Origin of the sequence: Nocardioides sp. (assembly GCF_050699375.1) — a bacterium.
In the GTDB taxonomy this organism is placed as follows: Bacteria; Actinomycetota; Actinomycetes; order Propionibacteriales; family Nocardioidaceae; genus Nocardioides.
On the sequence record NZ_JBOHDN010000149.1, the window covers coordinates 1 to 13,788 of the forward strand.

At 69.3% G+C, this 13,788-nt stretch carries 15 protein-coding genes; 13 read left to right on the forward strand and 2 right to left on the reverse strand.

All coding sequences use genetic code 11. The annotated features are described in order from the left end of the window. The first annotated feature begins 96 nt into the window (after positions 1 to 96). From ACRDPS_RS10755 to ACRDPS_RS10800, 10 genes are all read left to right on the forward strand, one after another. Positions 97 to 267, forward strand: coding sequence for a DUF5302 domain-containing protein (locus tag ACRDPS_RS10755; protein WP_431501628.1), 171 nt, complete (start codon positions 97 to 99; stop codon positions 265 to 267). A gap of 74 nt (positions 268 to 341) precedes the next feature. Next, positions 342 to 1,493 (forward strand): hypothetical protein, encoded by a 1,152-nt coding sequence (locus tag ACRDPS_RS10760; protein ID WP_431501629.1) that lies wholly within the window; start codon positions 342 to 344, stop codon positions 1,491 to 1,493. A gap of 25 nt (positions 1,494 to 1,518) precedes the next feature. Continuing rightward, on the forward strand, positions 1,519 to 2,487 hold the full coding sequence (locus tag ACRDPS_RS10765) for a glycosyltransferase family 2 protein (RefSeq protein ID WP_431501630.1): 969 nt from the start codon (positions 1,519 to 1,521) through the stop codon (positions 2,485 to 2,487). 133 nt (positions 2,488 to 2,620) lie between these two features. Next, positions 2,621 to 3,682 (forward strand): MaoC family dehydratase, encoded by a 1,062-nt coding sequence (locus ACRDPS_RS10770; RefSeq protein ID WP_431501631.1) that lies wholly within the window; start codon positions 2,621 to 2,623, stop codon positions 3,680 to 3,682. Positions 3,683 to 3,719: 37 nt separating this feature from the next. Next, entirely contained in the window at positions 3,720 to 4,529 is an 810-nt protein-coding gene (locus ACRDPS_RS10775) for an SDR family oxidoreductase (RefSeq protein ID WP_431501632.1), read from the forward strand. A 36-nt stretch (positions 4,530 to 4,565) separates the two neighbouring features. Then, the gene (locus tag ACRDPS_RS10780; protein ID WP_431501633.1) at positions 4,566 to 5,120 is read left to right on the forward strand and encodes a histidine phosphatase family protein; all 555 of its coding nucleotides are present in this window, start codon (positions 4,566 to 4,568) and stop codon (positions 5,118 to 5,120) included. A gap of 60 nt (positions 5,121 to 5,180) precedes the next feature. Continuing rightward, a complete protein-coding gene (locus ACRDPS_RS10785) occupies positions 5,181 to 5,831 on the forward strand; it encodes a DUF6758 family protein (RefSeq protein WP_431501634.1) in 651 nt (216 codons plus the stop codon). A 9-nt stretch (positions 5,832 to 5,840) separates the two neighbouring features. After that, positions 5,841 to 6,716, forward strand: a complete 876-nt coding sequence (locus ACRDPS_RS10790) for a PHP domain-containing protein (RefSeq protein ID WP_431501635.1) — start codon at positions 5,841 to 5,843, stop codon at positions 6,714 to 6,716. Beyond that, a complete protein-coding gene (locus tag ACRDPS_RS10795) occupies positions 6,713 to 7,312 on the forward strand; it encodes a MarC family protein (protein WP_431501636.1) in 600 nt (199 codons plus the stop codon). Before ACRDPS_RS10790 ends, ACRDPS_RS10795 begins: the two co-directional genes overlap by 4 nt. 186 nt (positions 7,313 to 7,498) lie before the next feature. After that, a complete protein-coding gene (locus tag ACRDPS_RS10800) occupies positions 7,499 to 8,491 on the forward strand; it encodes a hypothetical protein (protein WP_431501637.1) in 993 nt (330 codons plus the stop codon). Between the two features lie 66 nt (positions 8,492 to 8,557). Here the strand turns inward: ACRDPS_RS10800 and ACRDPS_RS10805 are convergent, their stop codons facing one another. After that, on the reverse strand, positions 8,558 to 9,322 hold the full coding sequence (locus ACRDPS_RS10805; RefSeq protein ID WP_431501638.1) for an SDR family NAD(P)-dependent oxidoreductase: 765 nt from the start codon (positions 9,320 to 9,322) through the stop codon (positions 8,558 to 8,560). Between the two features lie 324 nt (positions 9,323 to 9,646). On the opposite strand from ACRDPS_RS10805, the gene ACRDPS_RS10810 reads away from it, so the two are divergent. Beyond that, positions 9,647 to 10,231: a L,D-transpeptidase gene (locus ACRDPS_RS10810; protein WP_431501639.1), complete on the forward strand. Its 585-nt coding sequence runs from the start codon at positions 9,647 to 9,649 to the stop codon at positions 10,229 to 10,231. Between the two features lie 16 nt (positions 10,232 to 10,247). Here the strand turns inward: ACRDPS_RS10810 and ACRDPS_RS10815 are convergent, their stop codons facing one another. Continuing rightward, positions 10,248 to 11,690 carry a DEAD/DEAH box helicase gene (locus tag ACRDPS_RS10815; RefSeq protein ID WP_431501640.1) on the reverse strand — a complete coding sequence of 481 codons (1,443 nt, stop codon included), beginning with the start codon at positions 11,688 to 11,690 and terminating at the stop codon, positions 10,248 to 10,250. A gap of 173 nt (positions 11,691 to 11,863) precedes the next feature. On the opposite strand from ACRDPS_RS10815, the gene ACRDPS_RS10820 reads away from it, so the two are divergent. Continuing rightward, positions 11,864 to 12,565, forward strand: a complete 702-nt coding sequence (locus ACRDPS_RS10820) for a ferritin-like fold-containing protein (RefSeq protein WP_431501641.1) — start codon at positions 11,864 to 11,866, stop codon at positions 12,563 to 12,565. After that, positions 12,555 to 13,661, forward strand: a complete 1,107-nt coding sequence (locus tag ACRDPS_RS10825) for a C39 family peptidase (RefSeq protein WP_431501642.1) — start codon at positions 12,555 to 12,557, stop codon at positions 13,659 to 13,661. The genes ACRDPS_RS10820 and ACRDPS_RS10825 overlap by 11 nt, the downstream gene beginning before the upstream one ends. Positions 13,662 to 13,788 lie beyond the last annotated feature (127 nt).

Below are 13,788 nucleotides of genomic sequence, written 5' to 3' on the forward strand. Positions count from 1 at the left end.
TCGCCCACAGCTGCGTTCGCGACATGAATTCGGGGGAAACGGCGGTCGCCGTCGCGTAGGTTGGTTGTTGCCCAGCACAGCTACGTAGGGGGACACATGACCAACGACGATCTCAAGGCGAAGATGCGCGAGGCCCTCGAGAAGAAGAACGACCACGACCACGCACATGCCGAGAGCGCCGGGGCCAAGGAGAAGGCGCACGGGTCCGAGGTCGTGGGCGGTGCGCCGAAGATGCACCGCCGTAAGGCCGGTGGCGGCGGGTCCTGAGCCCGGTTCTACACTGTGCTCACTTTCCGGGCCCGCCGGGGTATCGGGTTGGTCTGGTCGAGAGGTATTGAACGTTGGCACGCCGGGTAGTGCTCCACATCGGAGCTATGAAGTCGGGAACGACGTACCTGCAGGGTGCCCTCTACAAGAACAAGGGCCTCCTGGCCGAGCGTGGGATCCTCGTGCCTGGGGCGCGCTGGCGTCACCAGATCGAGGCCGTCCTCGACGTCAAGGGCCGCAGCAGGCATCCCCAGGGCGACTCCGTCGCCGGTGCCTGGGACCGTATGGTCGCCGAGGTCGACGAGTGGGACGGCACAGCCATGATCTCCGTCGAGCTGTTCGCGCCGGTCGGCCCGGTGACCGTCGAGCGGGTCGCGTCGAGCTTCAAGGGCGTGACCCCCGAGATCGTGCTGTCGCTGCGTGACATCAACCGGCAGATCCCGTCGATGTGGCAGGAGCTCATCCAGAACGGCATGGGCTGGACCTGGGCCGAGTTCCTCGCCTCGGTCAAGAAGAGTCGTCCCGGCGCCGCCGAGCGCCACCGGTCGAAGCCTGGCAAGCGATTCTGGAACGAGCAGGACATGACCGCGATCGCCAGGCGCTGGGAGCGGGCCGGTCCGCTCCACCTCGTCACAGTGCCGCCTCCGGGCAGCCCCGCACCGCTGTTGCTGGAGCGTTTCGGTGAGGCGATGGGCTTCGACCCCGAGGGGATGGCGAGCCCGCCGCCGCGCAACACCTCCCTCGGCACCGCGACCGTCGAGGTGCTGCGTGGGCTCAACGCGGAGCTCGAGAGTCGTGGCCTCCCGTTCCCGGCCGCGATCGGCCTACGCAAGCACACGCTCGGCAAGCAGCTGATGCCGAAGCTGGACGTCGAGGACCCTCGGATCGGGCTCCCGGTGCCGCGCTGGGCCAGCGCCTTCACCGACGACCAGGCCGCCGAGCTGCGCGGCCTCGACGCCACCGTCCACGGGGATCTCGACGACCTCGCCCCCGTGGAGGTCAGCGGTATCGACCCGCGCGAGGTCACCCAGACCCAGGTCCGAGACGCCGCCGTGGCCTCCTATGCCGCGCTGCGCGCCGACCTCAACAAGAAGCTCGCCGACCCGACCATCCCAGGTGAGGTCATCGACCCGGGGGAGGGCCGCAAGGCCCCCGCACGCGCGGTCTCCGCCCTGGCCGACCTCGTGGAGTGGTCCGTCCGGCGAGAGGAGCTGGTCCGTACGTAGGGCCTCAACATCAACGGGGGATTCAATGTCAGGCACCTGGGGGTTGCGTCGTCGACGTAGCCCCGTCGATGAGCAGCGCGTCGAGCCCAGTGGTGGGCCCAGCGGTGGGCCCAGCGGCACGCTCGGTGGCGAGCCGCCGCGGATCGCCGTGCTCACGATCACCCGCGACGAGGGCGAGATGCTCGCCCGCTGGGTCGACCACTACGGCCAGCAGGTGGGTCGCGAGAACCTGATCGTCTTCGACGACGGCTCGACCGACGGATCCACCGACGACCTGCCCTGCACGGTCCAGCGTCTGCCCGGCTTCCGGAAGGGCAACTTCGAGGCCGGCCGGATGAGCCTGGCCAGCGGGGTCGCGCGCGGTCTGCTGGGGGTCTACGACTGGGTGGTCTTCACCGATGTCGACGAGTTCCTCATCCCCGACCCGGCGATCTACGCCGATCTGCCCGACTACCTGGCGCGCCGGCGCGAGGACGTGCTCGCTCCGTACGCCCTCAACGTCGTCCATCACACCGCTGTCGAGGGGCCGCTGATCAGTGGCAAGCCGATCCTCGGCCAGCGGGCGTACGCGAAGTTCGCGCCGTTGATGTGCAAGCCGTCGATCAAGCGGGTCTCGGCGTCGTGGACGTGTGCCTCCCACGGGATCCGGGCTCCCTATCAACCCGATCCCGGCCTCTTCATGCTCCACATGAAGTTCGCCGACCTCGACGTGCTGCAGCGACAGGCCGACCTGCGCAACCAGCTCGCCCTGACGGTCGGTCGCGGCAAGGGGAGCTCGTGGGGTCGCTCCGGTGATGACCTGGCCACGTTGCTGACCCAGGTGACCCGGTCGGTGAGTGCCGACGTCGCGGTCTTCGACCCCACGGCGATCGTGCCGGCCAAGCTGGTCCGTGAGGAGGACGGCGTGCATCGCGCGGCCGGCAGGGGCCACATCGACAACCTGCAGGCGCAACCTCTCGTACGCATCCCCGAGCGGCTCCACGGGATCGTCTGAGCCCGTCCGGCCCGCGTGAGTCTCTGTCGCGGTGCGTGGGACGGCCGTAGGCTGAACAGCGGCGGTGGGTTAGGTTACTGCTCGGTAATCCCAGCACAGCAACACCGTCAGACTCACCGACGAGAGGCCGCAGATGAGCAAGACCAACCCCGGCAACTTCTTCGAGGACTTCCAGGTCGGCCAGGTCATCGAGCACGCGACGCCGCGTACGGTGACCGAGGGGGACCGGGCCGCGTACGGCTCGCTCTACCCGACCCGCTTCGCGCTGCCCTCCAGCGCAGTCTTCGCGGCGTCGGTCGGGCTCGACCAGCACCCGGTCGAGGAGCTGATCGGCTTCCACATCGCCTTCGGCAAGACCGTCCCGGACGTGTCGCTGAACGCCGTCGCCAACCTCGGCTACGCCGAGTGCCGCTTCCACCAGCCGGTGGTGCCGGGCGACACCCTCTCGACGAAGTCCGAGGTCATCGGCCTCAAGCAGAACTCCAACGGCAAGTCTGGCGTCGTCTACGTGCGCTCCACCGCCACGAACCAGCGCGGCGAGGTCGCCATCGAGTGGGCCCGCTGGGTCATGGTGCACAAGCGGGTCCCGGCGGACTCGACCGCCGATGGGGCTCCGGAGACGGTCATCCCCGATCTCGCCAAGGCGGTCGACGCCACAGACCTGATCGTGCCCGAGGGCCTGGTCTTCTCGGCGTACGACTTCACCGCCGCCGGTGAACCGCACCGCCTCGAGGACTACGAGATCGGCGAGAAGATCGACCACGTCGACGGGGTCACGCTGACCGCCTCCGAGCACCAGCAGGCCACGCGCCTGTGGCAGAACACCGCGAAGGTGCACTTCAACGCCGAGGCGCGGCCCGACGGGCGCAACCTCATCTATGGCGGCCACATCATCTCGCTGGCGCGGGCGCTGTCGTTCAACGGGCTCGCCAACGCCCAGGTCATCGCCGCGATCAACGCCGGCGCGCACGCTTCCCCTGCCTTCGCCGGCGACACCGTCTACGCCTGGTCCGAGGTCCTCGACCGCACCGTGCTCGAACCCGGCTCCGCGGAGGCCCCGGGCATCGGCGCCCTCCGCCTGCGCCTGGTCGCCACCAAGGGCCGCGACGAGTCCATGACCCTGCGAGGCGAGGACGGAAAGTACGCCCCCGGCGTACTGCTCGATCTTGACTACTGGGCTCTCATCCCGGCCTGATCCGGCCGACAGGCTTCACCACCAAAGGACGCACATCATGAGCAATCGCACCGCCGCCTCGTCCAAGAAGGCGCTCTTCGTCTCCGGGTCCGCCCAGGGCATCGGCAAGGCGATCGTCGAGAGGTTCGCCGCCGCCGGCTGGTTCGTCGGCGTCTACGACCTCGATGCCGCCCTGGCCAAGGAGGTCGCCGCCAGTCTCGGCGAGGCCGCCGCGATCGGCGGAGCGGTCGACGTCACCGACCCGGACTCGTGGAAGGCCGCGCTCGAGGAGTTCGCCACCGCCGCGGGCGGGCGTCTCGACCTGCTGGTCAACAACGCCGGCATCCTGCGCGCCGGGCGGCTGGCCGACGTCGACCTGGCCAAGCACCGTCAGACCATCGACATCAACGTCAACGGCGTGATCAACGGCTGCCACACGGCGTACCCCTATCTGCGGGCCACCCCGGGCTCCGGCGTCATCAACGTCTGCAGCGCGAGCGCCATCTACGGGCAGCCCGAGATCGCCTCCTACAGCGCGTCGAAGTACGCCGTCCGCGGGCTCACCGAGGCGCTCGAGCTGGAGTGGCGCAAGGAGGGCATCCGGGTGCAGGCGGTCTGGCCGCTGTGGGTGAAGACCGCGATGCTCGAGGACAACGCCGCCTCCTCCCACGAGACCCTCGGCGTCCGGCTGACCGTCGAGGATGTCGCCGATCAGGTCTGGGAGATGGCGCAGCCCCGCAAGGGACTGTTCCGGCTGCCGAAGGTGCACACCGCGGTCGGGTTCCCGGCCAAGGCGCTCTCCACCGCCGCCGACCTCGCCCCCAACGTGTTCGCCCGCGAGGTCAACAGGTTCATCACGCGGGCATGACCGGCCGGCCGGCTCGCGGGCTGGTTTGATGGGGCCATGGCCCTCTACCTCGTCAGGCACGGCACCACCGAGTGGTCCCGCAACGGCCGGCACACCTCGCGCACCGACCTTCCGCTCCTCTCGGAGGGGGAGGAGGACGCCAAGGCGCTGACGTCGAGGCTGAACGCGCAGCCGTACGCCGCGGTGCTGACCTCCCCACGACAGCGGGCCCGGCGTACGGCCGAGCTTGCCGGCTTCCCCGACGCCGTCGTCACCGACGACCTGGTCGAGTGGGACTACGGGGACTACGAGGGCATCACCACCGAGGAGATCCGGCGGACCGACCCGGGCTGGACCCTGTGGACGGCGAGGACGCCCGGAGGAGAGGCCGCCGCTGCGGTCCAGGAGCGACTGGGCCGGGTCGTCGAGGCTGCCCGTGGGCGCGACGGCGACACCCTGGTCTTCTCCCACGGGCACGCGCTGTGTGCCCTGGCCGCGGTGTGGCTGGGCCTCCCGGTCAGCGAGGGACGGCTCTTCAGGCTCGACACCGGGTCGGTCTCGATGCTGGACGCTCACCACGAGCAGCCGGTGGTCAAGCGCTGGAACACCTAGGGGATCGCCTTAGACCGGCCGGCGCTTGACCGAAGCGGCAGCATCGTTCACCGTGGTGGGGTGGTCCTCGCGGTTGGCTGTCCACGCTGCGCGACGCCGGTGGCGAGCATCGGCGCCGGCGGCAGCCAGTCGTGCCCCGAGCACGGTGTGGTGACGCCGGTGTGGCGTACGGACACGGCCTCCTACGAGGATCTGGTGCAGGTCCTGTCGCTGGCCGGTGAGGTGCCGACCTACCTGCCCTGGCCGGTCGAGTCCGGCTGGTCGATCGCAGACCTCGCGGTCGTCGGCGACGACGCCAAGGGATCCGCGACGCTGCTCACCCTCAGCGGCGTGACCCCCGCCGACGGCCCTGTCGAGATGACCGTGGTCGCCGAGGAGGCAGGTGTCGGCCTGGGCGCCCGGTGCGCGCGCACGTACGGACCTGATCCCGGCGTCGACGCCTGCGTGGGACGACCCACGACGAAGGTGCGCGTGGCCGGGCAGCAGGTTCCGCTGTGGCCCATCACCCAGTGGACCAACGGCGCCGAGGAGTGGGAGCGGTCCGTGGTGGTCGGCGAGGCCGACGGCCGCTGGCTGTGGATGATCTTCCGGCCGGCCACGGCGATGCTGATGCTCCAGGACGGCTGGCACCTGCGTCAGGTCGGCGACCTCGGCGTCCAGATGGTCGAGCTGCCCTTCGGCGGTACTCGCGGATCCTGGTGGGACCACTAGGATGTGCGGGTGCGCATCGACCTACACACTCACTCGCGGGTGAGTGACGGGACCGATTCGCCCACCGAGCTGGTGCACGCCGCGAAGGCCGCGGGGCTGGATGTCGTCGCGATCACCGATCACGACACCGCCGACAGCTGGGACGAGGCCGCCGCCGCGGCCGCCGAGGTCGGGATCGAGCTGGTTCGGGGCATGGAGATCAGCGCCGGCTACGCCCGCCATGGCGTGCACCTGCTGGCGTACCTGCCAGATCGCACCTACCCGCCGCTGGTCGAGGAGCTCGATCGAGTGCTCGCCGGACGCGACGGACGGCTGCCGCTGATGCTCGAGCGGCTGGCTCGGCTCGGCATCGAGGTCTCCCTCGAGGACGTTGCCGCCGTCTCCGGCGATGCTGCCGCGTCGGGGCGCCCGCACCTGGCCGACGCCCTCGTCGCCAAGGGGTATGTGCGCAGTCGCGACGAGGCGTTCAACCTCTACCTCGGGGCGGGCAAGGCTGCGTACGTCCATCGTTATGCCGCCCCGCTCGAGCCGATGATCAGCACCATCGCCGCCGCGGGGGGAGCCACCGTGATCGCCCATCCGTGGGGACGGTCCGGACTCGAGCAGCCCGACGAGGCGGCCATCTCCGCACTGGTCGACGCGGGCCTGTCCGGGCTCGAGGTCGACCACCAGGATCACACCCCTGAGGTGCGCGAGAAACTGCGCGTGATCGCCCGCAACCTGGACCTCGTGGTGACCGGATCCAGCGATTACCACGGCACCGGGAAGGTGGGTCACCATCTGGGTGTGAACACCACTGCACCAGCCGAGTACGAGCGGCTCCTGGAGCGAGCCGCCGCGGCCTCGGTGGCCTCCGGGCGTGCGACCCCGGAGGTCGTACGTTGACCGAGATCTTCGTCTCCACGTTCGTGACGCTCTTCGTGATCATGGACCCGATCGGGACGATCCCGGTCTTCCTCTCGCTGACCGCCGGCCAGTCACCGGGCAAGCAGCGTCGTGCGGCGATCCTGGCGGTCGCGGTCTCGTTCCTGGTGATCACGATCTTCGCGCTCTTCGGGCAGGCGATCCTGCACTACATGCACATCTCGCTGGAGGCTCTGCAGTGCGCCGGCGGCCTGCTCCTGCTGCTCGTCGCCCTCGAGCTGCTCACCGACAACTTCGACGACCCGGTCGCCGCCGCGGGCGCCAACGTGGCGATGGTGCCGCTCGGCACGCCCCTGCTGGCCGGCCCCGGCGCGATCGTCGCCACCATGGTCTTCGTACAGGACGTCGACTCCGTCGGGACCGGCTTCGGTCTCGCTCTCGGCCTCGTCGTCGTACACATCACCCTCCTCCTCGGGATGGTCTTCTCCGTCCCGATCCTGAAGGTCCTCAAGGAGTCCGGCGTCCTGCTCATCACCCGCATCGCCGGCCTCCTGCTCTCCGCGATCGCCGTCCAGATGGTCGCCGACGCCGTGACCACCTTCATCGCGAACGCCTGAGGCTCGTACGTCTGGATAGTCCCAGACGTACGAGCCCTTCTACCGTCCGGTAACGGGCCGGAGCGCCTGAAACTACTTCCGACCCGGTGGGCTGTCGGTGGTCGCAGCCATGATGTCGACATGGGCACGTGGCGTCCTCATCTCCGGCCACCCGAGGTCGTCGGGCGGCCAGGGCTCGTGCGCCCGGTGCGGATTGATCCTTCCGGGACCAGCGGTCCGACTCCCAAGCAGGCCCGCGGACGGGGCTGGCGCCGCTCGTCGCGAGGGCTGTACGTCCCGTCGGCCGTCGACGCGCAGGCACCGCAGCAGCGCGTGCTCGAAGGGGCGGCACTCGTGCCCGGTGACGGGGCCATGACCGGGTGGGCCGCTCTGGCGTGGCACAACGTGCGGTGGATGGACGGATGTGACGGCCGCGGAGTCTCGCTTCCGGTCACGATCGTCACCCCCGGCTGCCGAATCCGAAGGCAACGCGGGATCGAGGTGAGCTATGAGCGCCTTCTGCCCAGCGAGCGTCGGGTCTGCGACGGAGTGGTGATCACCGACCCGCTCCGGTCCACCGCATTCGAGGTCAGGCATGCGACAACACCCCTGGCCGCGGTGCGATGGCTGGACCTGGTGGCCGCCAGCGATCTGATATCGCTTGAGGAGATGGAGGCGTTCGCCGAGACGCTTACGGCCTGGGCCGGGATCGACCACCTCCGCTGGGCTCTTCGGCACGCCGATGAGAATGTGTGGTCTCCCGCGGAGGTCGATCTGCGCCTGACCTGGACGGTCCGGATGGCAGGAGCAGACGTCGTCTGCAACCGTCCGGTCTTCGATCTCGACGGGCGCCACATCGGGACGCCCGACGTCCTGGACCTACGGTCCGGCGTGGTCGGGGAGTACGACGGCGAGCTGCATCTGACCGGCAAGCAACGTGCCAAGGACCTACGGCGAGAAGGTGCCTTCCGGGGCGCCGGCCTGGAATACGTCACCATGGTCGCCTCCGACCGCCACGACCCAGCTGACTTCGTGCGACGGACCCGGGAAGCACGCGCGAGGGCAAGGCGTACGCCGGTGAGCGAGCGAGGTTGGACGATCACTCCGCCACCGTGGTGGATCCCCACGAACACGGTGGCGGAGCGCCGAGCGCTGACGAGCTGGCAGCGCGAGCGCTATCTGCGGCCGCGCGCCGGATAGATCCGACAACTAGTCCCAGACATACGAGCCCTTCTACCGGCTGGTAACGGGCCGGGACGTCTGAAACTACTTCCGGCCGAGGCTCTGGAACTTCTGGAGTACGCCGGTGGGGACCACGCGTGCCATGGTGGCGAGGGCCTTGTAGCGAGTGCTCGGGATCGAGAAGGTCTTGTTGTCGTCGTAGTCCTCGAGGGCCTCGCGGACGAGGTCGTCGACGTTCAGCCACATCCAGGCGGGGGCGGAGTCGTAGCCGGAGCCGAGGCGCTCGTGGAACTCGGTCTTCGTGAACCCGGGGAGCAGGGCCATCACCTTGACGCCCTTGTCGGCGTACTCGTTGTGGGCCCACTCGGTGAAGGAGTTGATCCAGGCCTTCGCGGCCGAGTAGGTGCCACGGGGGAGGTAGGAGGCCACCGAGCCGACGTTGATGATGCCGCCGTGCCCCCGGGCGACCTGGGCGCCGAGCACGGCATGCGAGAGGCGCAGCGGAGCGATGATGAGCACCTCGGCCATCGCGTTCTCCTCATCGGCGGTGTTGTCGAGGAATCGGCGCTTGAGACCATGCCCGGCGTTGTTGACCAGCAGATCGACAGGGCGCTCGGGGTCTGCCAGGCGGGTCTCCACCGTGGTGAGGTCGGCGCGGTCGGTCAGGTCGGCGCGGAGCACCTCGGCGCTGATGCCGTGCGCCTCTTCCAGGTCCTTGGCGACGCCACGCAGGCGCTCCTCGTCACGGGCGACAAGGACCAGGTCATGATCGCGGGCAGCGAGCTGCTGCGCGAAGGCGAGTCCGATTCCGGCGGTGGCACCGGTGATCAATGCGGTGGGGTTCGACATGCGGCCAAGTTCTACCATGTGCGTTGCTGGTGGCGCGTCCCGGAAGTTCCTGGGCGCTTCGCGCCGCCATGGGACGCCGCCTCGCGATGCACCCACCCTGACAACACCAACCGTTCAGGAACTTCCGCGACGCACCACTTGGGCCTGTCGTGTGACAGTTGACTTGCGGTCAGACGAGTGGATGATGTTGCTCGTGGACAACGCTTGCCGTCTCGGGCGTGTGACGCCGGGATGAGCCGCCCAGGGCGGCATCGGGTCGGTCGGTCCCCCAGAGGGGGACGGGCCAAGTCGGTCATTGCCGCGGCCATGCTGACCTCTGCGGGCGTGTACGGAGGCGTTGAGATCTTCGCCGAGCCGCGAGCCACCGGCGAGCCGATCCGGGGCGCTGCCACCGGCACGGATCTAGCCCCTGACGGAAGCTTCCGGGCGCCGACCACGCCGATCGAGGCTCAGCGGCAGGCAGGTCTGTCCGGCAAGCTCGCCGACCGGAAGCTCGCTCTGGAGACGGCGCTGCCGGACCGCTCCGGCACCGGTCGGCGGGCGGTCTTCTCGATCAGCCGTCAGCGAGTCTGGATCGTGTCCGCCGACGACCAGGTGCGGCGTACGTATCCGGTCTCGGGCAGCGTCTACGACAACCTGAAACCGGGGAGATACGACGTCTTCTCCCGCTCCGAGCGGGCCAGGGGGATCGACGACTCGGGGACGATGCGGTGGTTCGTACGTTTCGCCGAAGGCGCCAACGCCGCGATCGGGTTCCACAACATCCCGGTGCACAGGGGTGAGCGCGTGCAGACCCGCGCGCAGCTGGGTACGCCGCTGTCACACGGCTGCATCCGCCAGGCCGAGCCCGACGCGAAGGCGATGTGGAGCTTCGCGCGGGTCGGCACGACGGTGGTCGTGAGGCCTTAGCCGGGCTTGGCCGGGATCAGCCCGCAGTGGGTGCGGAACCGCCCGAAGAGCGACGACGACGGCGGCGACGGGGCGCGGAGCCATCGGTCTTGCCCTCACCGGACGCGGCGCCGGCGGCCGGGGCGGCGGACTTGTCGACGACCTGGCCGCCGCGGGAACGGGTGCGCTGGCGGTCGCGGTTGCGGGGAGCGCGCTCGCGCTTCTCGCTGTCCGACCCGGCGCCCTTGTCCTTGGGCGGGGCGGGGGTGGCAGCCTTGATCCGGCCCTTGGTGCCCTTCGGGATGCCCATGTCGTGGAGGAAGTGCTCCGAGGAGGAGTAGGTCTCCTGCGGCTCCTCGAACGGGAGGTCGAGGGCCTTGTTGATCATCTTCCACTTGTGCAGGTCGGCCCAGTCGACCAACGTGACCGCGACGCCTGAGGCGCCGGCGCGGCCGGTGCGGCCGATGCGGTGGACGTAGGTCTTCTCGTCGTCCGGGGTCGTGTAGTTGACCACGTGGGAGACGCCGGTGACGTCGATGCCACGGGCGGCGACGTCGGTGGCGACCAGGACCTCGATCTTGCCTTCGCGGAACCGCTGCATCACCCGCTCGCGGGCAGCCTGCTGCATGTCACCGTGGAGCGGCGAGGCGGGGAAACCGCGGTCGGCGAGGTCGTCGGCGACGCGCTGGGCCTGACGCTTGGTGCGGGAGAAGACGACGACCTTGTCGTGGTCCTCGCACTGCAGCAGGCGACCGATCATCTCGGGCTTGTCGAGGTCGTGGGCCTGGTAGACGAACTGAGCGGTGGCGGGCACCGTCTCGCGCTCGGTCGAGGACTCGGCGCGGATGTTCATCGGGTGGCGCATGTAGGAGCGCGCCAGCGCCACGATCGCGCCCGGCATGGTGGCCGAGAAGAGCAGGGTCTGGCGGGTCTCCGGGGTGAGCGTGACCAGCTTCTCGACGTCGGGCAGGAACCCGAGGTCGAGCATCTCGTCGGCCTCGTCGAGGACGAGGGCGTGCACGTGGGAGAGGTCGAGGACCTTCCGGTTGGCCAGGTCGATCAGGCGGCCCGGGGTGCCGACCACGATGTCGACGCCCTTCTCCAGTGCCTCGATCTGCGGGTCGTAGCCGGCGCCGCCGTAGATGGTCACCACGCGGAGGCCACGGTCCTCGGAGATCAGCGCGATCTCGGCCGAGACCTGCATGGCCAGCTCGCGGGTCGGCGCCACGATCAGTGCCTGGGGCTTGCCCTGCGGCAGGTCGATGTAGTCGCGGTCCTTGGGGGACACGCTGCGCTGGATGACCGGGATGCCGAAAGCCAGCGTCTTGCCGGAGCCGGTGCGGGCCTGGCCGATCAGGTCGGTGCCCTGCAGGGCGACCGAGAGGGTCATCTCCTGGATGGCGAAGGGGGTGGTGATGCCTTTGCGCTCGAGCGGAGCGCAGATCTCGGGATGAACCCCGAGGTCCTTGAACGTTGTCATAATTTCGTCGCTACTCGCTTGTCTCATCGAATGCGGCGAGCGACTCACGGGTGTCTCGAGCTTGTCGGGCGAGTGCCACGCCGCGCACATACGGGATCCAGACCACCGCGATACATCATGAAACCGGGCGGCGCTGGGTCGGTCAAAAGACATTCTATCGGTAGGGTTCTCCCGTGGTTGCATCGTCAGAGTCCAAGCGTCCTCAGGATCCGTTCGGTGATCCCGTCTACAAGGCAGCGGTCATCGACCTTTTGGGTGCGGTTGCCTACGGCGAGGTCTCGGCCGTCGAGCGACTGACCGACGACGCGAAGATGGCGCCGTCGCTGGAGGACAAGACGGCCCTGCTGGCGATGGCAGCCGCCCAGCACGCCAAGATCCAGCCGGTCCTGGACCGGCTGGTGGAGCTCGGCGCCGATGCGTACGCCGCCATGGAGCCGCTGCGCGAGGGTTTCGACGCGTTCCACACCCACACCAAGCCGGCCGACTGGTGGGAGTCCCTGGTCAAGGCGTACGTCGGTGACGGCCTCGCCAACGACTTCTACCGTGAGATCGCCGGGTTCCTCGACGAGGAGACCCACAAGCTCGTGGCCACCACCCTCGAGGACTCCGGGCGGTCCGACTTCGTGGTCGACCGGGTGCGAGCCGGTATCGAGGCCGACCACCTCATCGGAGGACGCCTGGCCCTGTGGGGCCGTCGCCTGATGGGGGAGGCACTCACCCAGGCGCAGCAGATCGCGGCCACTCGCGAGGGTCTCAGTGAGCTGATCACCGACGACCATCTGCCGGGCCTGGACCTCGGCACGATCGGCGAGATGCTCACCCGGATCACCCAGCGACACGTCGAGCGAATGGGCAAGCTCGGGCTTGAGCACTGAGCGGCCGACCACCGACGTTCTCTGGACCGGATGGACGGGAGCGCAGATCGATCCGGACGCCTCCGGTGTATGGACGTCTCCCGAGGTCAGCATGCATTTCTCCTTCGACGAGCTGGTCGCTTCCTGGAACGTGGTGACGCCGCCCGGCACCTGGGTGGAGGTCGCCGCGAGGGTCATCACCGCTTCGGGCGAGCGGAGTGGCTGGCTCGTGCTCGCTCGGTGGTCCACCGACCCGGCGTTCACCTCCACGTCCGTGGGTGGTCAGGACGACCCGCTCGCGGTCGCGGCCGATGACACCATCCTCGGACGCGACGGTCGCAGGTTCACCGGGTTCTCGGTGCGGCTGAGGATGCATGGCTCCGCGGACCGCGCGCCGCGGGTGAGTCTCCTGGGCGCGATGGCCTCCGCGGACGCCCGCCGCCGGACGGTCGCACTCGGACCGGCTGTTCCGGCTGTCCCCGCTGTTCCCGCTGTTCCCGGGGCCGTCGTCGACGGCGTACCCGCCTATTCTCAGCAGCTCCATCGCGATCGCTATCCGCGCTGGGACGGTGGTGGGCGGTCGTGGTGCAGCGCCGCGTCGACGGCGATGCTCGCCGACTTCTGGGGCGCCGGGCCCTCGGCCGCCGAGATGGAGTGGGTCGACTACGAGACACCAGATCCGCAGGTGCCGTTCACCGCACGCGAGGTCTACGACGAGGCGTACGGCGGCGCCGGCAACTGGGCGTTCAACACGGCCTACGCCGGATCGCGCGGTCTCGTCGCGTACGTCACCAGACTCCGCTCCTTCGCAGAGGCCGCCCGATTCATCGAGGCCGGGATCCCGCTGGTCCTCGCCATCTCGCACCAGGAGGGCGAGCTGACCGGCGCCGGATACGTCACCAACGGCCACCTGCTCGTGCTGGTCGGCTTCGGGGAGAACGGCGACCCGGTCGTCCACGATCCCGCCTCCCACAACATCGCCAGCGACGAGGAGGTGCGGACGACGTACGCCCTCGCCGAGCTCGACCGCGCCTGGGCCCGCTCGGGTCGCATCGTCTACGTCGTTCGGCCGCCGGACGTGGCGCCGCCCGAGCCCCCGCCGCAGCCCAACTGGTGACGCGGGCGGCCCATGTAACACGCTGTTCGTAGGACTATCCGGTCGTTCTGATAGGGCGAGTAGTCCTACGAACGACGTGTTACATGGCTGGCACACACCCAGCAACGACAACGAAGCGGCTCTGCCC